This window comes from Streptococcus constellatus, from assembly GCF_902167705.1.
GTDB lineage: Bacteria > Bacillota > Bacilli > Lactobacillales > Streptococcaceae > Streptococcus > Streptococcus constellatus_A.
Genome location: NZ_CABHMZ010000033.1, coordinates 1 through 23,817 on the forward strand (window position 1 = coordinate 1; position 23,817 = coordinate 23,817).

At 40.5% G+C, this 23,817-nt stretch carries 23 protein-coding genes, 1 other RNA gene and 1 pseudogene; 2 read left to right on the top strand and 23 right to left on the bottom strand.

Translation table 11 applies throughout. The features are described 5' to 3' along the window. Nucleotides 1-108: 108 nt before the first annotated feature. The 20 genes and pseudogenes from FQ204_RS09625 to FQ204_RS09720 form a co-directional block, all read right to left on the bottom strand. Nucleotides 109-1,068: pseudogene (locus FQ204_RS09625) on the bottom strand (retron Ec67 family RNA-directed DNA polymerase/endonuclease); the annotation flags it as partial. A 314-nt stretch (nucleotides 1,069-1,382) separates the two neighbouring features. Continuing rightward, nucleotides 1,383-2,255 (bottom strand): SDR family NAD(P)-dependent oxidoreductase, encoded by an 873-nt coding sequence (locus tag FQ204_RS09630; protein WP_144211041.1) that lies wholly within the window; start codon nucleotides 2,253-2,255, stop codon nucleotides 1,383-1,385. Between the two features lie 9 nt (nucleotides 2,256-2,264). Then, complete coding sequence (rnmV, locus tag FQ204_RS09635) at nucleotides 2,265-2,837, bottom strand: ribonuclease M5 (protein WP_144211042.1); 573 nt, start codon at nucleotides 2,835-2,837, stop codon at nucleotides 2,265-2,267. Next, complete coding sequence (locus FQ204_RS09640) at nucleotides 2,837-3,616, bottom strand: TatD family hydrolase (RefSeq protein ID WP_186286740.1); 780 nt, start codon at nucleotides 3,614-3,616, stop codon at nucleotides 2,837-2,839. Before FQ204_RS09640 ends, rnmV begins: the two co-directional genes overlap by 1 nt. Nucleotides 3,617-3,745: 129 nt before the next feature. Continuing rightward, nucleotides 3,746-3,880, bottom strand: a complete 135-nt coding sequence (gene rpmH / locus FQ204_RS09645; RefSeq protein ID WP_003026476.1) for a 50S ribosomal protein L34 — start codon at nucleotides 3,878-3,880, stop codon at nucleotides 3,746-3,748. Nucleotides 3,881-4,026: 146 nt separating this feature from the next. Continuing rightward, nucleotides 4,027-4,668 carry a ribonuclease P gene (locus FQ204_RS09650; RefSeq protein ID WP_144211044.1) on the bottom strand — a complete coding sequence of 214 codons (642 nt, stop codon included), beginning with the start codon at nucleotides 4,666-4,668 and terminating at the stop codon, nucleotides 4,027-4,029. Between the two features lie 84 nt (nucleotides 4,669-4,752). Then, nucleotides 4,753-5,796, bottom strand: a complete 1,044-nt coding sequence (gene jag, locus FQ204_RS09655) for an RNA-binding cell elongation regulator Jag/EloR (protein WP_144211047.1) — start codon at nucleotides 5,794-5,796, stop codon at nucleotides 4,753-4,755. 12 nt (nucleotides 5,797-5,808) lie between these two features. After that, nucleotides 5,809-6,624, bottom strand: a complete 816-nt coding sequence (locus tag FQ204_RS09660) for a YidC/Oxa1 family membrane protein insertase (protein ID WP_144211049.1) — start codon at nucleotides 6,622-6,624, stop codon at nucleotides 5,809-5,811. Continuing rightward, nucleotides 6,608-6,967 (bottom strand): ribonuclease P protein component, encoded by a 360-nt coding sequence (gene rnpA / locus FQ204_RS09665; protein ID WP_003026482.1) that lies wholly within the window; start codon nucleotides 6,965-6,967, stop codon nucleotides 6,608-6,610. The genes FQ204_RS09660 and rnpA overlap by 17 nt, the downstream gene beginning before the upstream one ends. A 243-nt stretch (nucleotides 6,968-7,210) precedes the next feature. Then, nucleotides 7,211-8,722 carry a glycerol kinase GlpK gene (gene glpK / locus FQ204_RS09670; protein ID WP_144211051.1) on the bottom strand — a complete coding sequence of 504 codons (1,512 nt, stop codon included), beginning with the start codon at nucleotides 8,720-8,722 and terminating at the stop codon, nucleotides 7,211-7,213. Between the two features lie 152 nt (nucleotides 8,723-8,874). Beyond that, nucleotides 8,875-10,224, bottom strand: a complete 1,350-nt coding sequence (locus FQ204_RS09675) for a glucose-6-phosphate isomerase (RefSeq protein WP_144211053.1) — start codon at nucleotides 10,222-10,224, stop codon at nucleotides 8,875-8,877. A gap of 334 nt (nucleotides 10,225-10,558) precedes the next feature. Next, nucleotides 10,559-10,657, bottom strand: an RNA gene (gene ffs / locus FQ204_RS09680) — signal recognition particle sRNA small type. A 26-nt stretch (nucleotides 10,658-10,683) separates the two neighbouring features. Further along, complete coding sequence (locus FQ204_RS09685) at nucleotides 10,684-11,226, bottom strand: hypothetical protein (protein WP_144211055.1); 543 nt, start codon at nucleotides 11,224-11,226, stop codon at nucleotides 10,684-10,686. Then, on the bottom strand, nucleotides 11,223-11,690 hold the full coding sequence (gene tadA, locus FQ204_RS09690; RefSeq protein ID WP_144211057.1) for a tRNA adenosine(34) deaminase TadA: 468 nt from the start codon (nucleotides 11,688-11,690) through the stop codon (nucleotides 11,223-11,225). The genes FQ204_RS09685 and tadA overlap by 4 nt, the downstream gene beginning before the upstream one ends. A gap of 485 nt (nucleotides 11,691-12,175) precedes the next feature. Next, on the bottom strand, nucleotides 12,176-12,742 hold the full coding sequence (locus FQ204_RS09695) for a sugar O-acetyltransferase (protein WP_144211081.1): 567 nt from the start codon (nucleotides 12,740-12,742) through the stop codon (nucleotides 12,176-12,178). 1 nt (nucleotide 12,743) lies between these two features. After that, nucleotides 12,744-13,211, bottom strand: a complete 468-nt coding sequence (locus FQ204_RS09700) for an RbsD/FucU domain-containing protein (RefSeq protein WP_222103250.1) — start codon at nucleotides 13,209-13,211, stop codon at nucleotides 12,744-12,746. A 232-nt stretch (nucleotides 13,212-13,443) separates the two neighbouring features. After that, entirely contained in the window at nucleotides 13,444-14,370 is a 927-nt protein-coding gene (locus FQ204_RS09705) for an alpha/beta hydrolase family protein (RefSeq protein ID WP_144211061.1), read from the bottom strand. A gap of 180 nt (nucleotides 14,371-14,550) precedes the next feature. Further along, nucleotides 14,551-15,066, bottom strand: coding sequence for a cyclophilin-like fold protein (locus FQ204_RS09710; protein WP_144211063.1), 516 nt, complete (start codon nucleotides 15,064-15,066; stop codon nucleotides 14,551-14,553). After that, on the bottom strand, nucleotides 15,053-15,625 hold the full coding sequence (locus FQ204_RS09715) for a sugar O-acetyltransferase (RefSeq protein WP_144211065.1): 573 nt from the start codon (nucleotides 15,623-15,625) through the stop codon (nucleotides 15,053-15,055). Before FQ204_RS09715 ends, FQ204_RS09710 begins: the two co-directional genes overlap by 14 nt. 33 nt (nucleotides 15,626-15,658) lie before the next feature. Beyond that, nucleotides 15,659-16,630, bottom strand: coding sequence for an alpha/beta hydrolase (locus tag FQ204_RS09720; RefSeq protein ID WP_144211067.1), 972 nt, complete (start codon nucleotides 16,628-16,630; stop codon nucleotides 15,659-15,661). Between the two features lie 139 nt (nucleotides 16,631-16,769). On the opposite strand from FQ204_RS09720, the gene FQ204_RS09725 reads away from it, so the two are divergent. Then, nucleotides 16,770-17,657 (top strand): LysR family transcriptional regulator, encoded by an 888-nt coding sequence (locus FQ204_RS09725; protein WP_144211069.1) that lies wholly within the window; start codon nucleotides 16,770-16,772, stop codon nucleotides 17,655-17,657. A gap of 671 nt (nucleotides 17,658-18,328) precedes the next feature. Here FQ204_RS09725 and FQ204_RS09730 read toward each other — a convergent pair. Next, on the bottom strand, nucleotides 18,329-19,621 hold the full coding sequence (locus tag FQ204_RS09730) for an adenylosuccinate synthase (RefSeq protein ID WP_144211071.1): 1,293 nt from the start codon (nucleotides 19,619-19,621) through the stop codon (nucleotides 18,329-18,331). Between the two features lie 289 nt (nucleotides 19,622-19,910). On the opposite strand from FQ204_RS09730, the gene gshAB reads away from it, so the two are divergent. Then, a complete protein-coding gene (gshAB, locus tag FQ204_RS09735) occupies nucleotides 19,911-22,163 on the top strand; it encodes a bifunctional glutamate--cysteine ligase GshA/glutathione synthetase GshB (RefSeq protein WP_144211073.1) in 2,253 nt (750 codons plus the stop codon). 57 nt (nucleotides 22,164-22,220) lie between these two features. On the opposite strand, the gene FQ204_RS09740 is transcribed toward gshAB, so the two are convergent. Further along, entirely contained in the window at nucleotides 22,221-23,081 is an 861-nt protein-coding gene (locus FQ204_RS09740; protein ID WP_144211075.1) for an arginase family protein, read from the bottom strand. 38 nt (nucleotides 23,082-23,119) lie between these two features. After that, on the bottom strand, nucleotides 23,120-23,677 hold the full coding sequence (locus FQ204_RS09745) for a GNAT family N-acetyltransferase (protein WP_144211077.1): 558 nt from the start codon (nucleotides 23,675-23,677) through the stop codon (nucleotides 23,120-23,122). Between the last annotated feature and the right edge of the window lie 140 nt (nucleotides 23,678-23,817).

Below are 23,817 nucleotides of genomic sequence, written 5' to 3' on the forward strand. Positions count from 1 at the left end.
ATGGGAGTAGCTCATAGTTTTTCCTCGGGTTCTGTTTGTGTGGTTACTTACAGTTTACACCAATGAAACGCTATGAGTTTTTTTGTTGAACTATATTTTACAATTTATCTTATACAAAAGATAATTGTTATATTGGCTTATTTGCAAGATAAAAGCAAAGCGACCCGTTAACTGCTCCATTGTCCCTTGTTTTCCATCAATCTCAAACTTTTCATCTTTATATAACTTAAAAGTCATTGCACGAGTATTCTTGAGATACTCCCTTTTAACACCTACCTTCTTGTTCACAACTAATCCAGTAACTTCTTGACGCTGCATATTATTACTCAAACGTGTTTTTTGTGGATTTATTTTAAAGCCCGATAAGGTAATTACTTTCTCTAATTCTTTCAAGAACTTCTCTAATTCATTAGTTGCCTGTAACTTATTTGAACTCAATTCACAATTTGTTGAAAAAGTCATATCATCTGCGTATCTGGTGTATGTGAATCGATATTTTTTGGCTATTTTGACAATTCTATAATCTAAAATTCTTGAAATTAAATTTGTTATGATGGGTGAAGATGGCGCTCCTTGAGGTAATTTCCCTTTATAGCAGGCAATTTGAGCAATAACAGTCGCAATTTCTTCAGGAACTTTAAAATCAGCATCCTTTAGAAAGAAGCCTCTTACCCGACCAAAATTAAAACTATCAAAGTAGTCTTTTAAATCAATATTTAAAATATATTTCTTATTCCGATGTATCTGTGCATTTGTAATAATACTTTTATTTTTCTCAAAAGCATGTGATATAGCTGGGATTTTAAAGCTTTTATTCTTTGATTTTATTTTTAAACTTTCAAGATAACAATCCCATAATACACCTGCTAATTTTCTTTGAAGACGTTTTAGCTTCTCTTTAGGAGCATGGATAATTCTCTCTCCACCGTTTTTCTTGGGGATAGAGAACGTCTTATATAGGTTATCCGTCCCAACACTATACAATATGTAATTAATGTATTTGCTATTTTTAAACCCAAGCAGGCTTGCGAAATCATCTTTTGTTTCTAACTGTTTTAATTTATTCATAAGGTCTTCCTTAAAAAAGAAAAAAGCGTATGATAACTCTTAGGCGAACGACAGCAATAGAATAATTCCGAATGGTAAAATAAATAACACTAAGAATTTTTTCCAGCAGCAGTCATCCCTATCCTTCCTCTTAAGCGGGAATGCTGGAGTGAGCTAGACACTCTTATAACATTGTCGTTAATACTTGCGAACACACAAGTCAAAAATCTAATCATACGCAATTATATACTAACATAAAATTTTCTGTTTGAATAGAAATAAATGAGATCACATCGTATTAAAAATATGAAATATTTCTCTTATACACTTCAATATTAACCTAGTTTGTTATTCGCGTCTTTTCCCTTTTCTAAGGTCAACTGGATTAGGAGCTGCCAGAGTTTCTCTTGCGCCTCTTGATTATAAGCCGAGCGATTGGCCTTGACCTCTTGGCATTTTTCATTGTATAAAAAGCCGTTATAATTGTCTTCCGTGGCGAGAGCGACATAGGTTTGTGCCATTACTTCAGGCGAAATTGAGAATCGAGATTTTAGTTTATATAGATTTTTCATAAAGGAAGAAAGGTGATTATAACGCTTCATATCCACCTTAACACTAGGTACTCTGATAGTCTGAATTGTAACGTCTTTGTATCTCGCTCTCATCGCTAAGGTCAGCATCAGAAGCGCTAATTTATTCTGGTAATAAGTTTTTGAGGGGCTGTAAGATTGTTCGCCATTTAGATTATCAAAATTCAGTTTAATAAAAGGATACGCTTGTAAACCTTGCGATGAAATATTGAGAATGCGACCACTCTCGGATTCTTTCAATAAGGGGATGAGAGATTGGGAGAGCAAAAAAGGAGCTGCAACATTGGTCGCAAACTGCTTTTCCAATCCATCTTTGGTTAAAATTGGTTGCTTAATTGATAAATCAAAGTCAGCAGCATTATTTATTAAGACATCAAGCGCTCCTTGAGTCTGGATATAATTTTCAATAGCTGTTTTAGTACTCGTTAAGTCAGAAAGATCTGCTAGTAGGTAGCTAACATGAGAATTACTAGTTTCACTAATGACTGTCTCACAGGCTCTCTCAGCTCTCTCTTTATTACGGCAAAAAATCGTTACCTGCCAGCCTTTATCAGCTAGCTGTTTAGCTGCTTGATAACCTATTCCGCTATTTCCACCTGTTATGATACATTTTTTCATACTATTCCTCTATTTTTCACTTTCTTGATAATGCGCCATCACGCTCTCAACTTTTGCTAAATTCATCCCAAACAATTCCAAGCGTTTAAGCAATTGTTTCCCATTTGAATAGCCAATTCGGAGTTCTTCTCCTAAAAATTCACGGCGCTTGCGGCTATCATTGCCTGCCAAAAAGCCTAAGCGAATCAAATCCGAGCGTGTAATATCAAAATCAGGCGTTTTTTCAAAATTTTTAGTTACCTGCGAAAGAGCTACCTTCAAATCTTCATAAGAAGCATGCTCAATACCTAACGATTTCCCTTTACTTTTAGACTTAGGAGCTGCCTCATCGCGCCTTAAAAAAGCATGCTGAACACTGGGAATCTCTGTCATAATCATTCTACGAATCCGCTCACCGTTGACATCTGGGTCAGTAAAAACAATCACTCCATGCAGATTATGAAGGCGTTTGATGCGCTTTATATCTTCTTGACAAATCGCAGACCCTCTCGTTTCGTAAGTTTCTACGTTAAAATACCGCTCGAGGTTGGCTGTATCATCTCGACCTTCCACAACGAGAACCTGAGAAATTTTTTCTTTCATCAATCTTCTTTCAAATTAAATATCCGCAGCGCATTTTCATATGTTGCTTGTGCAACTTCTTCTGTCGTCAAGCCGCGAAGCTCTGCAATCTTATCCACCACATAGCGAGTATAAGCTGTCCGATTTTCACGACCACGCTTTGGAACAGGCGCTAAGTAAGGCGCATCCGTTTCAACTAAGATTTTGTCCAAAGGCAGTTTTTGCGCAGCTTCCTGCACATCTACAGCCTTCTTAAACGTGACCACACCCGAAAATGAAATCATCATACCAAGTTGGATAAAGCGCTCCGCCATTTCCAAAGAGCCTGAATAAGAATGCATAATACCCCCACGAGGACCCACACCTTCACTTTTAATAATCTCATATGTGTCGTCCAAAGCATCACGAGTGTGCACTACAAAAGGCAAGTCCAAGTCTTTTGACAACTGAATCTGCCGCCGAAAAACACGCTCTTGCACTTCTTTTGGTGCTGTCATCCAATGATAGTCCAGACCAATCTCACCGAGGGCAATAACTTTGGGAGCATGCAAATGACTGATAAGCATGTCCTCAACTTCCTGTGTGTAAGAACCTGCCTCAGTTGGATGCCAGCCAATCGTACTGTAAAGCTCATCATATTGACGAGACAGCGCTAGCGACTTTTCAATGGTTTCTGTATCAACCCCCACAATATTCATCTTGGTGACACCTAACTCATGTGCAAAAGCAATTTCTTCAGCTTCTTTTCCTGCAAAATTGTCTACGTTGAGGTGTGTATGTGTGTCGAAAATTTTCATCATTCATTCCTCTTTATATCATTTTCTATTATATCAAAATCTCGTGGTAAATGCAGATTGTCTCTTTGTTATCCAACAAAAAAACCAGCGGTCTCGAGTTTCCGTTGGTTCTTCATCTTGTATTCGTTTGGATTATGCAGCCAAAACTTTGCGTCCTTTACGACGACGGCTTGCAAGTACGCGACGACCGTTTTTAGTTGCCATACGATGACGGAAACCATGTTTGCGCGCACGACGGATTTTACTTGGTTGATAAGTACGTTTCACTTTGAATACCTCCTCTTAGATTCTTGTATTCGTTTAGCCGGCTATTGTGATCAGTTACTAAACATACTTTACTATTCTATATGATTCTAAGCCTTTTGTCAATAGCAGTGCGGAATTGTTTTTGCTAAATCCTCAAGAAAGTTTGCTTAAACCTCGTACAATTCTCTGGTTGCCTCATAGAACGGAATGAGAGTTGTCATAGCAGCCTGAAGCTCATCCAACACTTGCCTGATTGAAGTCGCTTGGGTCAAATCCACATCGTGTTTCACTAAGACTTTACGAACTTGCCCTGCTTTTACTTGTTGAGTCAAATGCTGCCGATTGGCTTCTGTTCCAGTAAATCGTTGACTGACGCCATTCATCTGGGCGAAATAATAAACTGGAACTGCGATTGGCACCTGCAAGACTCGATTTTGCTTCGTCAGACTGGTCTCATCTTTCTTACGCTCGATAAAGCTGATTTCTAACGACACTCCAAAGTCTTTCGAATTCCCATATAAGCGCAGGGCAAACATTGGTTCTGTGACATCGCCATAACCGCGCAAGTAGTTCCAAAAATGGGGTCGCAACATTTGAGCTTGATTCATCCAATTGCTGGTGCGCTCCAGAGTTAATTTTGGATACAACGTCTGAAATTGCTTTACCAAATCCGAAAATTCCGCGCGTGCTGCCTGACCTTTCTGTTTAACATCAAACATCATCTCTCTCAACTCTCCCGCTTTATCAGGAGAAATATATTTCTTTCCTTGCAATGCTAAATAAGCTTCAATAGCTGGGAAAATAGACATGCAGGCTCCTTTCTTCTCAATCCCAAGCACAGCAAATAGCAGACTCAGTGAAAAGAAAGACTGAAAAGAAATTCTTCTCAGTCCTCAATTATATTCACTGCCAATATCTACTACAACATAGCGGTTTGGTTCATCACCTTCTGAATAGCTGGTAAGTCCGTCCATTTTAGAAATAATTCGGTGGATAATTTTCCGCTCATTGTTGGACATAGGATCAGTCTTTTGACTATGTTGGTATTCCAACACACGATCAGCCAGCTTTTGAGCGTAGCTTTGTAGGACTTCTGCTCGATGTTCTACATAATCATTGACATTGATAGAAATGTAAAAACTCTTAGAATAGCGATTATAAAGATAATTCTGTGCCAACAATTGAAGAGCTTTTAGCACTTTCCCATGATAGCCAATAATGCGACCGGGCTCATTGGTATCAATTTGCATATTGATTGTCCGACGATTATGAGCACTTGCAATGCTAGCTTCAACATCCATTTCGTCCACGATGTTTTGCACATAGCCCGTCACACTCGCAACAACTTCTTCAACATCATAATTTTCTTCCACTTGAATGCCCAAATCTTCAAAATCAGCCGGCTCTTCAGCTATCGGTTGGACTTCCGAGCGCTTTTCTACAGCTTGGTCAAAAGCAATAATCTTGTCAGCTGTCTTTTCTTCTTGAGCGACCGATTTTTGAAAATTTACGATGTCACTATCTTTCAATAAGTCAATCGTCCCCGTTTCTTCAAGAATCGTGCTAGCTTCTTTTTCGTGCTTCAAGATTTCAGCTTTGACATCATCTGAAATTTCTTTGCCTTCTTCTTCGATTTTTTTAATGGCAGCAACAACGTGTCCCAAGTCAACAGTTGCTTCACTCACACTTTTAACAGGCTCATTTTGAGCATTGATTTCTTCCGGAACACCTTTGACAGCCTTTTGATTTGCCTTTACCACCGTCGTTTCGTTAATCGGTTCCACATCAACCTGAGCTAATTTCTTGCCAAATAATCCCAAAAATCCTTTTTTCTCACGAGAAATCACTTTGATATGTGCTTTCATCCGTGGAATATCTAACTCGCGCAAGCCATTTTGAATGGCTTCTTCAACACTCGCTCCTGTAAATAATACCATACAAGCGCCTCCTTACTTTTTCTTTTTTTGTGCTTTACGATAAGCACGTTTTTTCTTTTCTTCCCGTTCACGCTCAGCAGTCGCTTTTGCTTCTCTTTCTGCAATGATTTTATAAGGATTGCTTAGTAAAAGCGTTTGGAACACCTGATACGCATACGATGTGCTCCAATATAAAGCAACCCCACTCGCTACGCTCATAGCAAAGAAGAAAACAAACAGCGGCATGATAAACATCATTCCTGTCATCAAACCATTGCGTTCCGCCATTCCTTTATTGCTCAACCAAGTACTCAAAAAGGTGAAAACGGCTGCTAAAACCGGCAAAATATAATAAGGGTCTGTCGCACCCAGATTCAGCCAGAGAAAATGCCCTACTTTGAGAAATTCAACACGCGTCAAAGCATGATACAAGGCAATCAACACAGGCATTTGAATGAGCAAGGGCCAAAATGATGCAGATGGTTTGACTCCTAATTCTTTATACAGCTTTTGCGTTTCTTCAGCTAAACGACTGCGACTTTCCATGTCGCGTCCCGGATATTTTGCCTGCAATTCTTTCACTAACGGCTGGGCTTCCTGCATTTTCCGAGAAGCATTGATCTGCAATTGGAAAACTGGCAGAAGAACCGTTCGAATAATTAAAGTGAAGAGGATAATCCCAATCCCCGTACTTCCATTAAAGGAGAGAAACCGAATCGTTACGGCGAAGAAATACACAAATCTTTCCCATAAATCTGGCGAACTCGCTGTGACCTCACTCGTTCCACATGCAGTTAAAATGAGCAAAGCCAGAACTAAAAGCCCCGCCAACTTACTTTTCTTTTTCACAACTCAAACCTTCCTGATAAATTTTTGCTATTTTTAGTACATGAAGTAAATTTTGTTCCAATTCTTGATAGGTTAGAAATTCTACACCTTTTCGTGCAATGACAACAAAATCAAGCGTCGCTAGCTCTGCTTGATGAGCTATCAAAACGTGTCGAATACGGCGCTTAATCTTGTTACGCATTACTGCATTTCCCAGTTTTTTACTGACAGATATTCCTACTCGAAAGTGTTTTTGCTTCTTTTCTAATGTATAAATGACGAATTTTCTGTTGGCAAAACTTTGCCCACTTTTGAAAATTGCATTGAAATCTTTCTCGCTCTTGACGCGATAGCTTTTCTTCAAAACTCAACTCCATCTACCAAAATTATATCTATTATACCATAATTTTCAAAAAAGCCAATAAGAGCAGGCATATTCACCATTTTGACATATTTCAACTGAAGCGAAAAGGCATTTAATTCACTCTTATTCTGTTAAAGGAATAGTAAAGCAAAAAAGAGCGACTAGTTTTGCTCCCAATCACCCTTTTTCATTGCTACGAAATGATTACATGCATTCATCAATCTATAAATGCTGTATTCTTAACTATTTGCTAGATTCTTTTGCGAAGAACTGTGTTGCGGCAACTGCTGTTTTCCAGCCTTTGTACAATTTTTGGCGCTCTGCTTCTAGCATTGTTGGTTGGAATGTTTCTCCGACTGCATTTAATGTTTTAAGCTCTTCCATGTCTTTCCAATAGCCGACCGCAAGACCTGCCAGAAAAGCTGCTCCAAGAGCTGTCGTTTCCAAATTTGCCGCACGCGCTAACTCAATTCCCAGAATATCTGCTTGGAACTGCATGAGAAAATCATTCATGGCTGCACCACCATCTACCTTCAGAACTTGGATAGCCGTATCTGTGTCCATTTGCATGGTGTCAATAATATCGCGCACTTGATAAGCAATAGATTGCAGAGTTGCTTTGATAAAATCTTCTTTACTCGTTCCACGCGTCAAGCCAAAAATAGAACCTCTTGCTTCTGGATCCCAATAAGGCGCTCCAAGCCCCGTAAAGGCTGGAACAATATACACTTCATTTTCGTTAGTTGATTTTTTTGCATATTGCTCAGACTCAGGTGAGCTAGCAATCATACGAAGACCGTCACGAAGCCACTGAATGGCACTACCCGCAATAAAAATCGAACCTTCCAAAGCATAAGTCACTTTGCCATTTATCCCATAACCAATGGTTGTCAAAAGATTATTTTTTGATAAATTGCATTCCTGACCAGTATTCATAATGATGAAAGAGCCTGTCCCATAAGTATTCTTCACCATTCCCGGCTCAAATGCTAATTGCCCAAAGAGAGCTGCCTGCTGATCGCCCGCCATTCCTGCAATTGGTACCTCTCCACCATAAAAATGATAGGGCGCTGTTTTGCCATAAATTTCTGAGTTCGAACGAACTTCTGGCAACATAGCCTTAGGAATGTTGAGCAAGGACAAAATCTCATCATCCCATTGGAGTTCTTTAATATTGTATAGCATGGTCCGCGCTGCATTTGAATAATCAGTCACATGAGCTGCACCGTCCGTTAATTTCCAGACCAACCAAGTATCAATCGTGCCAAAGAGCAATTCTCCTCGCTCTGCACGTTCCTGTGCTCCCTCTACCTGATCTAAAATCCAGCGTACCTTAGTCGCAGAGAAATAAGCATCTATGATCAAACCTGTTTTTTGATGAAAGAAATCTACATATCCATCTTGCTTGAGCTTTTCTGCTAAAGGAGCTGTTTGCCGAGACTGCCAAACAATGGCATTGTAAATGGGCAAACCCGTTTCCTTATCCCACACAACCGTTGTCTCCCGTTGATTGGTAATGCCAATTGCTTCAATCTCTGCGGGCTTGATGCCGCTTTCAATAAAAGCATTTGCAATGACTGACTGCACAGAATTCCAAATCTCATTTGCATTGTGCTCAACCCAGCCTGCCTGTGGAAAAATCTGAGTAAACTCTTTTTGACTCGTGGCAACCTTCTCACCTTTCTTATTGAAAATAATCGCCCGTGAGCTGGTTGTCCCTTGGTCAATCGCCATGATATAAGTTTCTTGTGACATAAAACGCCTCCATTGTATGTTCTGCTTTTATTATACACAATAAAGCGCTTTCTTTCTATCTTTTTCTTCTGTTTTTGTGAAAATTTCACTTAAACTCTGTTTCAAGCATATAAAAACGACTTCCTTTCAGAAGCCGTTCCGTTATTTACACATTACAAACGAGCGTTCAATTCTTTGCTCAATTCTTCAAATCCTGGTTTTCCAAGAAGAGCAAACATATTTTTCTTGTAAGCTTCTACACCTGGTTGGTCAAATGGGTTAATAGCATTCAAGTAGCCAGAAATAGCGATAGCCAGCTCAAAGAAATAAATAGTGTAGCCAAGAGTAAAGGCATCTTGCTCAGGAAGCGTCACATACATATTTGGCACGTCACCGTCTGTATGAGCCAAAAGCACACCGTCTGTCGCTTTCTTGTTAACAAAGTCAACGTCTTTTCCTTGAAGATAGCCAAGTCCGTCCAAGTCTTCTGCCAATTCAGGAATCATCACGTTTTTGCGTGGTTTGTCCACACGGACAACTGTTTCAAACATAATACGCGCACCTTCTTGGATAAATTGTCCAAGAGAGTGAAGGTCTGTTGAGAAGTTAGCCGATGTTGGATAAATACCTTTTTGGTCTTTTCCTTCTGATTCACCAGCTAATTGTTTCCACCATTCTGAGAAGTATTGCAGAGATGGTTCGTAGTTAACCAAAATTTCAGTCGCATAGCCTTTGCGATAAAGGATGTTACGAAGAGCTGCATATTGATAAGCTTCGTTTTCTGCAATCTTGTCTGAAGTGTAGTCCTTACGAGCAGCATTAGCACCTTCCATAAGGGCCTTGATGTCAGCACCTGACGTTGCAATTGGCAGAAGTCCTACTGCTGTCAATACAGAGAAACGTCCGCCGATGTCATCTGGCACCACAAATGTTTCCCAACCATTGGCATCTGCTTCCACCTTAACTGCACCTTTTTGACGGTCAGTTGTCGCATAGATTCGTTTGTTAGCCTCAGCTTCACCATATTTCTTAATCAAAAGTTCTTTGAAGACGCGGAAAGCAATGGCAGGTTCTGTCGTTGTCCCTGATTTAGAAATCACATTGACTGAGAAATCTTTATCTGAAACGTATTCTACCAAGTCTGCAAGGTAAGTAGATGAGATAGAATTTCCAGCATAAAGGATTTGGGGTGCTTTGCGTTCTTCTTTGGTTTGCAAGTTTGCAAAATGATTGCTCAAGAAATCAATCGCTGCTTTTGCTCCAAGGTATGAACCACCAATCCCAATCACGACCAAAACATCGCTGTCTGATTTGATTTGTTCTGCTGCTTTCAAAATGCGCGCAAATTCTTCTTTGTCATAGTTTTCTGGAAGGTCAAGCCAGCCACGGAAGTCACTTCCTGCACCAGTTCCTTTGCGCAACAATTCATCTGCCGCAGAAACTTGTGTTTGCATGTAGTCTACTTCATGCGGTGCAACAAATTTTCCAAGCACGTTTGAGTAATTAAACTGAATATGTGTCATTATAGTCCTCCAATTTTTCTTCCCTACTATGATACCGCTTTACTACTTTTTTATCAAGCAATTTTCTTGACTAAAACGCTTCCAATTTATTTTTTGTATCTGATTCTCAAAAATCACAACCTCATGCTGGACTTGTGAGCAATAGTTTGCGTAAATAGCGAAAATTCTGGAAATAATAAGTCCGAAAAAGTTAAAAAAACGCTTTTAAATTTAAGTATGAACAAATTTTATCTAACAGCAAACTATAATCCGCACTCTAAAATGGCTATTGGAGAACATAAGTCCCGCTCCTGCCAAACTATTTCTATATTCCATTTCGCTTTTTAAGCTCTTTTTTGCAAAGCAAAAAAGAGCACACAATCCACACTCGCTTAGGGCTGCTGGATTCCTCCCCTGACCCGCTTCACGCAGAATTGTTGCTCCGATAAGTATTATACCATAAATTTGTTTTTGTGCCAATTAAGATTTTCCTTTTCTCCAAAAAGAAAGGAAAAATAAGCAGACGAATAAGCCTAGAATCGCTGGTACAACAATCGTTAAACCAGCTCTACCACTATCTAGATAGGACCAGATCATTTTCAAAAAGGCCGTGATAATTAACAATAATGTCAACAATTTCCAACTATGGAGCCACGTTGCTCTAATCAGAAGTAGAAAGAAACTAATTACCAAAACAGCAAACAAAACTTTTTTGAGATTCCAATCTGCCTGCAAGAAATCTTGCTCGTAAGCTAGAAACTCTTTTACCAAAGGAGAGGTCGTCTTTGGCACCCAAAACCAAATCATACTGGTAAAGAGAGCAAAGATACTAGCAGAAATTCCAAGAAGGCTCTTTCGATAAGAGAAATAGATAATCGGTAAAATGAGAATCAGGCGGATATACCAAGATAGCTGGTTTTGATGACGTGTAAAAGCCCAAGCTTGAAATTCTAAATTGCCTATTAGCAACCCAATAAACAGCAATGTTAAAAGAAAGAACAAAGCACTTAGCCAATGTTTCATTTTTGTCTCCTCTTTCTAAAAAAATCTTGCATCATCTGAGCACATTCTGCTTCCAAAATCCCACTTTCAAGCTCAACTCGGTGATTGAGTCGTTCATCCGTTAGAATATCATAAAGGCTGCCGGCTGCGCCAAATTTTTGATTCTTTGCACCGTAGATAACCTGCGGAATGCGAGCCAGACCAATGGCGCCACTGCACATGACACAAGGCTCAATAGTGACAAAAAGAGTGGTGTCTAGCAGTCGCCAGCTTTTTTCATCAGCATTTGCCTTTTCAATCGCCATTATTTCTGCGTGCATCACAGCTCGCTGTAGCTCCTCACGCGCATTGTGCCCGCGCCCAATAATTTCTCCGTTCTTGACAATGACACAACCAATCGGGATTTCATCATGGTCAAGTGCAATTTCTGCTTCTTTCAAAGCTTCCCGCATAAATGTTTCTTTTTCTTCGCGCGTATATTCCATTTCTTATCTCTTCTTCAGTTCATTTTCATTCTGCTTTCCATTATATCATAAGACAAAGATAAAGAAAAAAAGCCACTTTACAGTGGCTTTCAGGAGATTATTATGAAAAGTTTAGGATTTCTATCAAATAAAGTTAGGAGGTCTTCATCTGATGATTCTAGTATAAGATAGAAACCTTAAAATTATCCTAAATTCTCTTCATTTTTTAAATTTTTTTCCATTTCATTACTTTTATTATATACTTTACAGTCAATTCTAAGCCCAAAGGGATTTTTTTAACATAGTCTAGGCAATCTTAGTATTTCAGCTTATTTGAAAAATGGTGCCTGCTATAAAATCATGGTTTTGTTTTCATTGGTATCATACAAAAGCAATGAAAGATTCTACAATCCTATAAACCCATTCCAAAACACCTACAACTACCTACTGACTCAACATGCCAAAAGAAAAGTTGTGCTTAAAACAGGTTTTTAGAGTGAAGCAATCTAGTCTTGCTCAATCTTCTTCAGGACCTTACAAGGCACACCTGCCGCCAGAGAATTGGCGGGAATGTCCTGGGTTACCACTGAGCCGGATGCGATGACACAGCCATCTCCAATGCTCACTCCTGGCATCACATTGACATTGGCTCCAAACCAGACATTATTTCCAACTGTTATCGGAAGTGCCTTCTCCAGACCAGCATTGCGGCGCTTGTAGTCTAGCGGATGATTGGCAGTGTAAAAGCCAGTAGAAGGTCCGACAAAAACATTGTCCCCCAGACTAATCTTGGCTCCGTCCATAAAGTAGCAGTTAATATTGACAAAGCAGTTTTTGCCAAATGTAATATTTTCACCATAATCACAGGTAAAGGGGCTGAGTAGGACCAAGCCTTCAAAATCCTGCCCCATCAGCTTTTTGAGAAGGGCTGCGCGCTCCTCTTCACGGCTGGGCTTGAGTTGGTTGAGCTCAAAGCACAGATCTTGTGCTTCCATGCGTTTTTGTACCAATTCTTGATCAAAATTGGCATCGTACCAATCGCCACGTTTCATTTTTTCCAGTTCACTTGCCATCCTAGCGCTCCTTCTTGAGTCCATTTTCCAACCATTCTAAGGGAATGGGATCCGTAGAGTAACCGGCCACTAAAATCGCTTGAGCATGCATTCCATAGTCACCTGTCTGCACAACCACTTTGCAGCGGTCTCGCATTTCATAATAGTCTGGGATATAATTCATGACGCGAATGTGTTTCTCATCAAAATAGGATCGAACAACTTGATAGTCTTTCTGATTGAGCTCCAGCATATCTTCGGTAACCATGGCAGACTCAAAGTCTCCCACTTCCACCAAGGTTGAAAAAATATCTTCAAAACTCGGCGACCCCGTCACAGCTTCCAAATCCAAATACTCAACCGAGGGATCTAATGGATAGAGGGCTTTCTGAGCTGTGCCGCTCCCCGCATCTGCGATAAAAATCATCTCACCGTGGCGGATACTGGCTACAATCGCTGCCAAGCGTTCATTTAAAATACGACGTTTCATTGCAACTCCTTTGCTCATGATTTGTTTATTGTTGACTGCAACAAGTACTGATAACTTGATTATAACAAAAAATGAGAGATAAGGCTGCTTTCTACAGAGATTTGGAAAAGAAGCTTCTACACTTAAAACTCAAAATAAGTTGATAGCTGAAAGTCATACGAACATTGCTTGCATAAGGCAGAAAAGTTGTTTGTTACCTCACATTGAGTATTAGTAGCTGGACAGCAATTCCCTAGTTATTCTTGTGATTATTGACAAAGTCCACTAGCTGATTGGCGATTTGGCTTTGCTCACTGGCAGAGAAGCCATGTCCGGCATTTTCAACAGTAGTCAGGGTCGCATGCGGAAAAGTCCTACTAGCCCGCTCTGCATAAGAATAAGGGACGATATTATCGTCCGTTCCGTGAAAGATAGTCACCGGTCCTTTGTATTTAGAAATGGCATTAAAGATCTCTATATTCCAGATATCCTCAAAGTAACGGCGTCCAACTGTCAATCCCATAAGATTATAGGTATTTGGAATGGCACTTTCTGAACGAAAACGTTCATGGGCGTCATCAAAAAGAGAGAAGGCTGGGTAAAGTAGAGCTACTCCACGTACTTGGTTACTGTTAGCAACAGCAGTCAAGCTAGATACAACACCGCCTTGACTGGCACCGAGTAAAAATATATTGTTAGTATCAACAAAACTCTGCTTCTTCATGATTTTTAATGCTTCTTGCAAATTCTGTTGCTCTGTCAAAACCGACATGTTAATCATTTCTCCCTCACTGCGCCCATTATCACCAGTTCCTCCTGCAAAGTCAATAGTGTAAACAGCAATTCCATTAGACGCTAAAGACTTTTGAATGAGTTCTTCTTGGTCATGATTAGCTCCAAATCCATGCGCAAAAATGACTGTCGGCACGCGTCCTGCCCCCTGAGGAATACGAGCTAGACCAAAAATACGGTTGCCATTGCTTTCGTAGAAAATTTCACGAGTTTCTACTTGATATTGTCTGTTTATTTGACTGTTTCCTTGACTGCTTTGAGCTGTGATGATGTTGCTTGCTGATCGGTCCCCTTGACTAGCGTACAGGTAGGTTCCCCCTGCAATCGCGATAGCTACCACCCCTCCAGCAATCACTGTCCAAATGCGTTTTTGCTTTAATTTTTTCATCTTCTTACCTCTTTTATTCGTCATTTTCAAACTGATAAATCTTAGTATATAGGAAAAACTCTAAAATATGAAATACTTATAAAACATAATTCCTATGCCTAAAAAGCATGGATAGAAATAGAGCAATTTCGTTGATCATTCAAAAAATCTAAGCAGAGTCCACTTAGATTTTTCTTCTGTTTAATCGGTCGAGCTAAACCTCACGGTCATTTCTTTCTGGCTGGTCAGCAGTCGGCGAATTTCGTCCTTGCTCATTCCTTGAATCTTGCCTATCGGTGTCAAACTATAGTTGTTAGGATTGTAATAAAAAGCAAGATCACGACCATTATAGAGAGTGATGTCACCTGCATCTGTACTTATTTGCTCATTTGACGATGGTAAGGTTTCTGGTAATTTCCCTACCTTTTCCATTGAGGCGTAGTCTCTAACTTTTATTTCAATAGGTTGATTTTTGACCTGATTGTAAAGTGCTGTGACAGTTGGATTATCTGCCCAGTCCACAGTGATGATTTGACCATTGATTGTAAGCTGCATAGTTGCCTCCTCTTCTTGTGTAGATGGATTGTTCCTACTGCTAGTTTGGCTGCTCACTTGGCTTTCGCTTACGGAGCTCGTCTGCTCCTGATTTCCTTGACTACTACAGGCAGTTAATAAAGTCAATACGCTCGCAAGCAATATTGCTTTAACCAACTTCATTTTCTATCTCCCTTATCACTCGTGCCGGCGTCCCTGCGACAATAGTGTTTGCCGGCACGTTTTTAGTAACCGTACTATTGGCTGCGATAACTGCATTCTCCCCGATAGTGACACCGGGTAACACTGTAACGCCTGCCCCTAGCCAGGCATTCTTCTTAATCAGAATAGGCTTAAACTCCATTCCACGGCGCTTCTTAGGCTCCAGCATGTGATTGACCGTCACCAACATTACACGTGGTCCAATCATGACTTTATCCTCGATGGTAATCCCGCCTAAATCCACAAAAAAGGCTTCCTTATTGATAAAAATATCTTTGCCAAAATGGATATGGTGACCAAAGTCTGTCTGAAAAGGCAGGGAAATACTGACAGAAGGATCAATAGGCTGTCCTGTTATCTGTGCTATCAATCCACGAACTTTTTTCTCTGTCTTGAAGCCTGTATTCAGCTCTGAAATTAGAACTTCATTTTGGTGTTTGATCCGATGGATTTCCTCAAGTAGTGCATCACCCGGTAATATCTCTTTTTGCGATTGTAGTTTGTTTAATAAATCGGTCATAAGGTACTTCCTATCAGGTCTTGGACCCATTCTTTACATATTTTCTTTTATAAATTTTTCTATCTCATCAAAAGGAATGACATCCACCTGATCATACAAATCCGTGTGGTTTGCTCCTGCTACGGTAATCATTTTCTTATTGGCTCCTGTCAAACGGCTGAAGGCATCTTTTCCCATATAGTAAGAATGTGCTTTGTCACCATGCACGACAAGCACAGCGCTACGAATCTCATCACTATACTGAAGCAGTCGAGTATTGGCAAGGCTAGTATGTGATTGAACTGCCCAACCCTCATTTGAGTTTAGACTACGAGCATGATAACCACGAGGCTGCTTGTAATAAGCATAATAGTCTTTAACAAAGTCAGGTGCATCTGCTGGTAAGGGATCAACCACACCACCTGCCAATTGATAGTCACCATTTTGGGCATCTAGGGTACGTTGATTTGCTAAAGCTAAACGAGTCTGATAACGTGCTTCTTCACTATCATTTTCATCAAAATAACCTTTGCTAGTCACTCGAGAGAGGTCATACATGGTGGATACAATGCTCACTTTAATACGAGGATCAATAGCTGCTACATTGATGGCATAACCGCCCCAGCCGCAAATACCGATGATACCAATACGGTCTGCGTTCACTTGTGAATGGCTTATCAGAAAATCTACAGTAGCTTGGAAGTCTTCTGTATTGATATCAGGCGACTGCATGTACCGTGGGAAACCACCAGACTCACCAGTATAAGACGGGTCAAATGCAATAGCAAGAAAACCTCTCTTTGCCATTTCTTGAGCATAAAGACCCGATGACTGCTCTTTAACCGCTCCAAATGGACCAGCCACTGCAAGAGCTGGCAATTTATCACTTACTCCTTTTGGTTTATAAAGATCAGCTACCAGAGTGATGCCGAAGTGGTTGGTGAAAGTCACTTTTTCGTGATCCACCTTATCACTCTTAGCAAAGACCTTATCCCATTCGTTTGTGAAACTAATTGATTCTGCCATTTTGATCCTCTCCTCTTTTCTTGATAATCTTAGTATAACGTAAAATCCTTATATAATCCAATACCTCTTTTCTATCCATACTATGCCTAAAAGGCATTTTGTGCTATACTAGAAAAAACAGATTGAAAAAGGGGAGAACATGGATATTCGTGTACTCAATTATTTTGTCACCATTGCTCAAGAAAAAAATATCACCCGAGCAGCAGAGAAACTCCTTATCACCCAGCCAACCCTATCCAGACAAATCAAAGATTTGGAAGAAGAACTTGGTGCAACACTCTTTCGCCGCAGTAGCCGCGAGCTCCAATTAACCGAGGAGGGGCAGTATCTCTACAATCGAGCCCAAGAAATCCTCAGCTTAGTTAATAAGACTCAGGAAAATCTGACCCGCAAGGGAGAAATCGCTGGCGATCTTTATATCGGTGCCGCTGAAAGTGCTTCCTTGAAGCTCATTGCTCAAGCCTGCGAAAGCATGACTTCTCTCTATCCCCAAGTCCGTCTCCATTTTCGCTCAGGAAATGCCGATGCTGTTTTTGAGGGGTTGGATCAGGGAATTCTAGACTTTGGCATCATCTTCGGTTCTTCTGTTCCCCAAAAATATCAAGCTCTAGAGCTGCCCCGCCAGGATCGCTGTTCTATCTTAGTCCCGCAGAATCATCCCTTGGCGAACAAAAAGACAGTCAGTCTAGCTGATATAGCCACCTACCCTCTCATTGTTTCTGCTCAAAATGACCTAGACAGAAGCATCTTCAGCGAATTGGGAGACTACCGCATCGTCGCAACATACAATCTCCTCTATAATGCTGGGCTACTTGTCAAAGCCGGCGTTGGAATCGCTCTAGGATTAGACGGTATTTTACAAGATCCTGAGTTAGTCACCATTCCTCTAGATCATCAAGAAGAAAGCAATCTTTACCTCATCTGGAAAGCTCGATACGACCAAACCAGAACTCAACAATCTTTTATCGAAGAGGTCCAAGTGCAACTTGAAAAACAGAAATATGATAGAAAACAAAAAAGAGGCTAGGCAAAAAACTGTCCCAGCCTCTATTAGATTTAGTAATAAATGAATAACGCAGCTTCAACAATTTAGTGAATTGTTGAAGGCGGGAAATCAGCTTTGCACAGCAAGCCACTATGATTGCTCAAAGCAGTGCTTTGAGGTGCAGATAAAACTTGCGAAGCAAGTATCAAAGCTGTTCGCTTTTCCAGCTCGGAAGAGCACCTTTGGCGAAAACTTCGTTTTCTTCATCTGCAACCTTAAACAGCTTGATAGCTGTTTAAGCACCCTTGCGGGGGTGGGACAGAACTAAAAATGTTCGATTTTTAGTTCTGTCCCACTCCCTTTTTATTGATGAGAAAATAGAAATAGCTTTTAAAGTCACTTAGACCTTCCCATGCAAACGTTCAATGATTGCAGCGACAATCGTTTTTACAGTTACTCCGTTCTTGGCTAATCTTTGACTACTTCTTCTGCTAATCCAAAGAGAGTCTCTGATGAGCATTATAAAGTAAATTGCTGCACTGAAGCCCTTGTAAAAATAAGCAGTCAAGAAAAAACTTAAACAGGTTTTCAATCAAATGCAGCTCAAAACAAGTCTAGAAATAGAACAGAGAACTTTAATACCAAAGATAAGCACAAAATGAAATATGTCTATGATAACAATACCAAACTGGTTTTACTTGATAATGGCATTCTTACAAACTTGACCAAACGCTTTCTAAAATATTGGTTTGTTCACGACCTGGACCAACAGAGAAAGTGGAAATACGGACACCGACAAGTTCACTCACACGGCGGACGTAGTTGCGGGCATTTTCTGGCAACTCTTCTAAACTGCGAACACCTGTAATATCTTCTGACCAACCTGGTAATTCTTCATAGATTGGTTTGCAGCGTTTGAGTTGCTCTAAACTAGCTGGGTAATGGTCAATACGTTCACCGTCTAGGTCGTAAGCTACACAGATTTTAACCGTATCCAGTCCCGTCAAAACGTCAATTGAATTGAGGGAAAGGTTGGTAATCCCAGACACACGACGGCTGTGACGCATAACAACTGAATCAAACCAACCAACACGACGAGGACGCCCTGTGGTTGTTCCATATTCATGCCCGACTTCACGAATGCGATTGCCTACTTCATCAAATAGTTCTGTCGGGAATGGCCCGTCACCAACACGACTAGTATAGGCTTTGCAAACCCCAACAACCTTGTCAATCTTGCTTGGACCCACACCGGAACCAATCGTCACACCACCTGCAACAGGATTGGAAGAGGTAACAAATGGATAAGTGCCTTGGTCAATATCTAGCATAACTCCCTGTGCCCCTTCAAAAAGGACACGTTTGCCTTGATCAAGAGCATCGTTCAAAATAACAGAAGTATCTGTCACGTATTGTTTAATCTGCTGACCGTATGCGTAGTATTCTTCAAAAATATCGTCAAATTGGATAGCTGTACTATCGTAGAGTTTTTCAAAAAGACGGTTCTTCTCAGCAAGATTACGCTCCAAACGTTCTCTGAAAATGTCCTTATCCAGCAAATCCGCAATTCGGATTCCCACGCGAGCTGCTTTGTCCATATAAGCGGGACCAATTCCCTTAATAGTCGTCCCGATTTTGTGATCACCTTTGGCTTCTTCCTGTAAGCGATCTAACTCGATATGATAAGGAAGGATAACATGGGCACGATCTGAAATCCGAAGGTTGTCTGTCGTGACATCTTCCTCGTGCAAATAAGCCAATTCTTTTACAAGAGACTTAGGATTGACCACCATTCCGTTTCCGATAACAGAGATTTTCTCAGGAAAGAAAATACCGGATGGAATCAAGTGCAATTTATACTTTTTACCGTCAATTACAATGGTATGACCGGCATTGTCTCCGCCTTGATAACGGGCAATAACTTCGGCATTAGCTGAAAGGAAATCTGTAATCTTTCCTTTTCCTTCATCTCCCCACTGGGTTCCTACAACTACAACTGATGTCATAATCTTGTCTGAGCTAAGCGCTCGTCCTTTCTTGTCTACATGGCAGGAGTTTCACCTGCAATTATGTCTTACACTTTATTATAAGAAAAATTCCTTCTTTTTTCAAGATAAGACTATCGCAGTTGTTTGCAAATGACGAAGCTTGAATACCTCTCTTTTGGAAAATTCTTATCCTATCTAAAATAGAATCGTTTTCTTTTAAAAAAGGTTCGGAAAACGTAGTAGAAATTTGTTTTCTGAGCATTTTTATAATAGACTAAAAGTATTAGAAAACAAACAGGTATTTCCCATGAACATCAATCACTTATTCGAAAAATTAGCAGCAGATGCACCTATTTTACAAGCTACTTTCGGGTTGGAAAGGGAGGGCTTGCGCGTCAATCAAGACGGAAAATTAGCGCAAACTCCTCATCCCCAAGCATTTGGCAACCGCAATTTTCACCCGACGATTCAGACCGATTTTAGTGAGCAGCAATTAGAACTCATCACCCCGATTGCAACTTCTACAAAAGAAGCAAGGCGTTTTCTCGCTGCTATTACCGATGTAGCTGGACGAACCATTTCCAAAAGCGAAGCAATCTGGCCACTCTCTATGCCCCCAAAATTGTCGCCAGCAGAAATTCAAATCGCTCATTTAGAAAACGATTTTGAGCGTCATTATCGAGAAAGTTTAGCAAAAAAATATGGAAAAACGCTACAAGCTATCTCAGGCATTCACTACAATGTGGAATTGGGAGCCGACTTGATTCAAGCACTTTTCAAGGTCAGTGATTACCAAAATATTCGTCTTTTTAAAAATGACCTCTATCTTAAATTGGCTCGAAACTTTTTACGTTTCCGCTGGTTTCTGACCTATTTATACGGGGCAGCACCAATTGCTGAAGAAGGTTTTTTGACAAGAAAGATTTCTCAGCCTGTACGCTCTATCCGCAATAGTGATTTGGGATATGTAAACGATAAAAAGATTCATATTTCCTATGCTTCATTAGAGTCTTATGTGAACGATATAGAAAAATATGTGGCACAAGGTGATTTAATTGCCGAGAAAGAATGCTACACACCCGTCCGCTTCCGTGGGCAAAAAGAAAATCGGCGTTACCTGGAAAAAGGAATTACCTATTTGGAGTTCCGCTGCTTTGACCTCAATCCTTTTGAGGTGCTGGGAATTAGTCAGGAGACCATGGACACAGTTCATCTCTTTTTGCTTGTCTTGCTCTGGCTAGATGATATAGCAGATCCTGATGAAATCCTAGAGCAAGCTCATGCTCTAAATGAAAAAATCGCTCTTAGCCACCCCCTGACTCCTCTGCCTGTTGAAGCTGACAGCGATTTGCTCCTCGAAGCTATGCAAGCTGTCATCCACCAATTCGGATTAAGCTCCTATTATCAAGACCTGTTTCACCATGTAAAAAATACAGTTGCTGATCCCAGTCTAACCCTTTCCGCTCAGCTCTTGCCTTATATTTATAACCAATCCTTAGAAGCCTTTGGTTTGGAAAAAGCCAAAGAATACCACAACTACGCCTGGACTGCACCTTATGCACTGAAAGGCTACGAGAACATGGAACTTTCCACTCAAATGCTGCTTTTTGATGCTATTCAAAAAGGGGTGCAAGTAGAAATATTGGACGAAAGTAACCAGTTTTTAAAGCTTCAACATAAAAATCATATTGAGTATGTTAAAAATAGCAATATGACCTCAAAGGACAACTATATCGTGCCTCTTGCGATGGCAAATAAGACAGTGACTAAGAAAATTTTATCTGCTGCTGGTTTTCCTGTTCCTGCTGGAGCTGAATTTTCCACTCTGGAAGAAGGAATAGCTTACTATCCCTTTATCAAAGATAAGCCGATTGTTGTCAAACCCAAATCCACCAACTTCGGGTTAGGAATTTCTATTTTTCAAGTGCCTGCCAATCGAGACAGTTACCAAAAAGCATTGGAAATTGCCTTTTCAGAGGACAGCTCTGTCCTTGTCGAGGAATTTATCGCAGGAACCGAATATCGTTTCTTCGTCCTTGACGGCAAATGTGAGGCGGTGCTTCTGCGCTTAGCAGCCAACGTTGTAGGAGACGGTCGGCACACCATTCGAGAACTGGTAGCTTTTAAAAATACCAATCCCCTACGAGGGCGCGACCATCGCTCTCCACTGGAAATGATTGAGCTTGGTGAGATTGAGCTGCTCATGCTAGCCCAGCAAGGTTATAAAGCAGATGATGTCCTACCGCAAGGAATTCAAGTTTTTCTTCGCCGTAATTCTAATATTTCTACTGGTGGAGACTCAGTAGATGTGACTGAAACCATGCACACCTCCTATAAGGAACTGGCAGCAGAAATGGCAACTGCTATGGGAGCTTGGGTCTGTGGTGTGGATTTAATTATCCCAGATAGCACACTTCCAGCCAGCAAAAACGAGCCCCACTGCACCTGCATTGAGCTGAATTTCAATCCATCCATGTATATGCACACTTATTGCGCAGAAGGTCCCGGTCAAAGCACTACACCTAAAATTTTAGCTAAACTTTTCCCAGAAATCCATTAAACTTCATTACATAGAAAAACGAGCAAAATAAACAGCTCGTTTTTTTATGTATAACTTTCAATGAAAAATAGAAATGTTCGATAGTGCTTTTCTGAGATTAATAGCATCCCACGGTAAATGCTCTGCAATGGTCAATCCAACAAGATTTGTCTGCTGTTCCAAATCTTGAAAAACACGAACAACCTGATCCAGATATAATTCACCGACTGCCGCTGGAAAATCCTCCACCCGAGTCCCTGGTTCAGCGGGATAGATTGAGCGAAAATCCTTTGGAGTTAGGACATCCAAATCAAAGTGGACAGCAAGAAATTCAATATTTTCTTGTTCAATCCAATCTAGTAACGGCTGGCTATTGATTTGCAAATCTTCGGGTGTTGCATAGCGAATTCGGTGTCGATAAACTCCATCATCCAAAGGACGAAACTCTTTTTCAATCAGACCTGCATACATGAGCTTAGATGATGAGAGGGGATATGGTACCTGATTAACAAAAGAAGGAGCCCCTTCTCCAATGAGATTTCCCAAAACCATTTCATGCAAGTGGCTCGACTGCCCCACCTTTGCAATATCAGGATGAGCATCCAGCCAGAGAATTCCTAGATTTTCCCTATACCTATTAGCTAGGTAAGCAAAAGGAGCGAGTGAAACAGCACAATCTCCACCATAGGTGATTACTTTATCTGGATTCTTATCCTTCAAGAAATGACTAGCCGCCTGAGTCTGTTGCATCAAAGCGGCAAAATAATCAACCCCTTGCTCTGTTTGAAGTGGAGCATCAAAATCTTTAGAAACAGCAACTGTAACCATTTCAGCTACTTCTGAAGGGGGTGCAATCATCGCTAGCAATTCAGCTCCCAACACATAATTAGGATTAACTCCACCTTGCCATTGGGGAAATAACATGCGTAAAGTTGCCATAAAAGGCTCCTTTCTGTTTCACCTTAACGAAATATAATCTACTCCCAGTCTCTTCCATGACCATGTTTGATTTCAAATTCAAAATAACCGTCTTCTTGGATTTTTTTGAGAATGTCACGATAGGCTTCTTCATCAAAAAACGGCCCTTTATAAAGAATTTCAAAACTTAAACCGTCGTATTCTAAGTAGGCATGTGAAGAGCGAAAACCGTTTCGCTGATAGAAATCCATACGGGCTTTTCGCTGTTCCAGATTATCACAAGGCTCGTCAAGGCGTTCTACCTCTAAAACCATGGTCCTTTGATAAAAATCCACCAACTTATCAATAATTTTGCCACCATAACCGTGACTGCGTAAATGAGGCATAATCGCAAAAAAGCTGATATAAAAGGCTCTTTCATTGTAAACTGAAAAGGCAAAACCGACAAATTCGTCGCCATCATAAAAGGCAAAGAAATGGGAATATTCCCCATCTCCATAGCGCAGCAACTCTGATAGCGGTGCACGCTCTTCCTCAGGAAAGGCTTCTATATTCAATCGCTCTACTTTTTCTAAATCTGGAAATTCAGCTGTAATAATTTGACTAGTTAAGGACATAGCTTTCCTCTTTCTAACTCGTTTTTCTTTTGATAAATTGTAAAATATAGTTCAACAAAAAAACTCATAGCGTTTCATTGGTGTAAACTGTAAGTAACCACACAAACAGAACCCGAGGAAAAACTATGAGCTACTCCCAT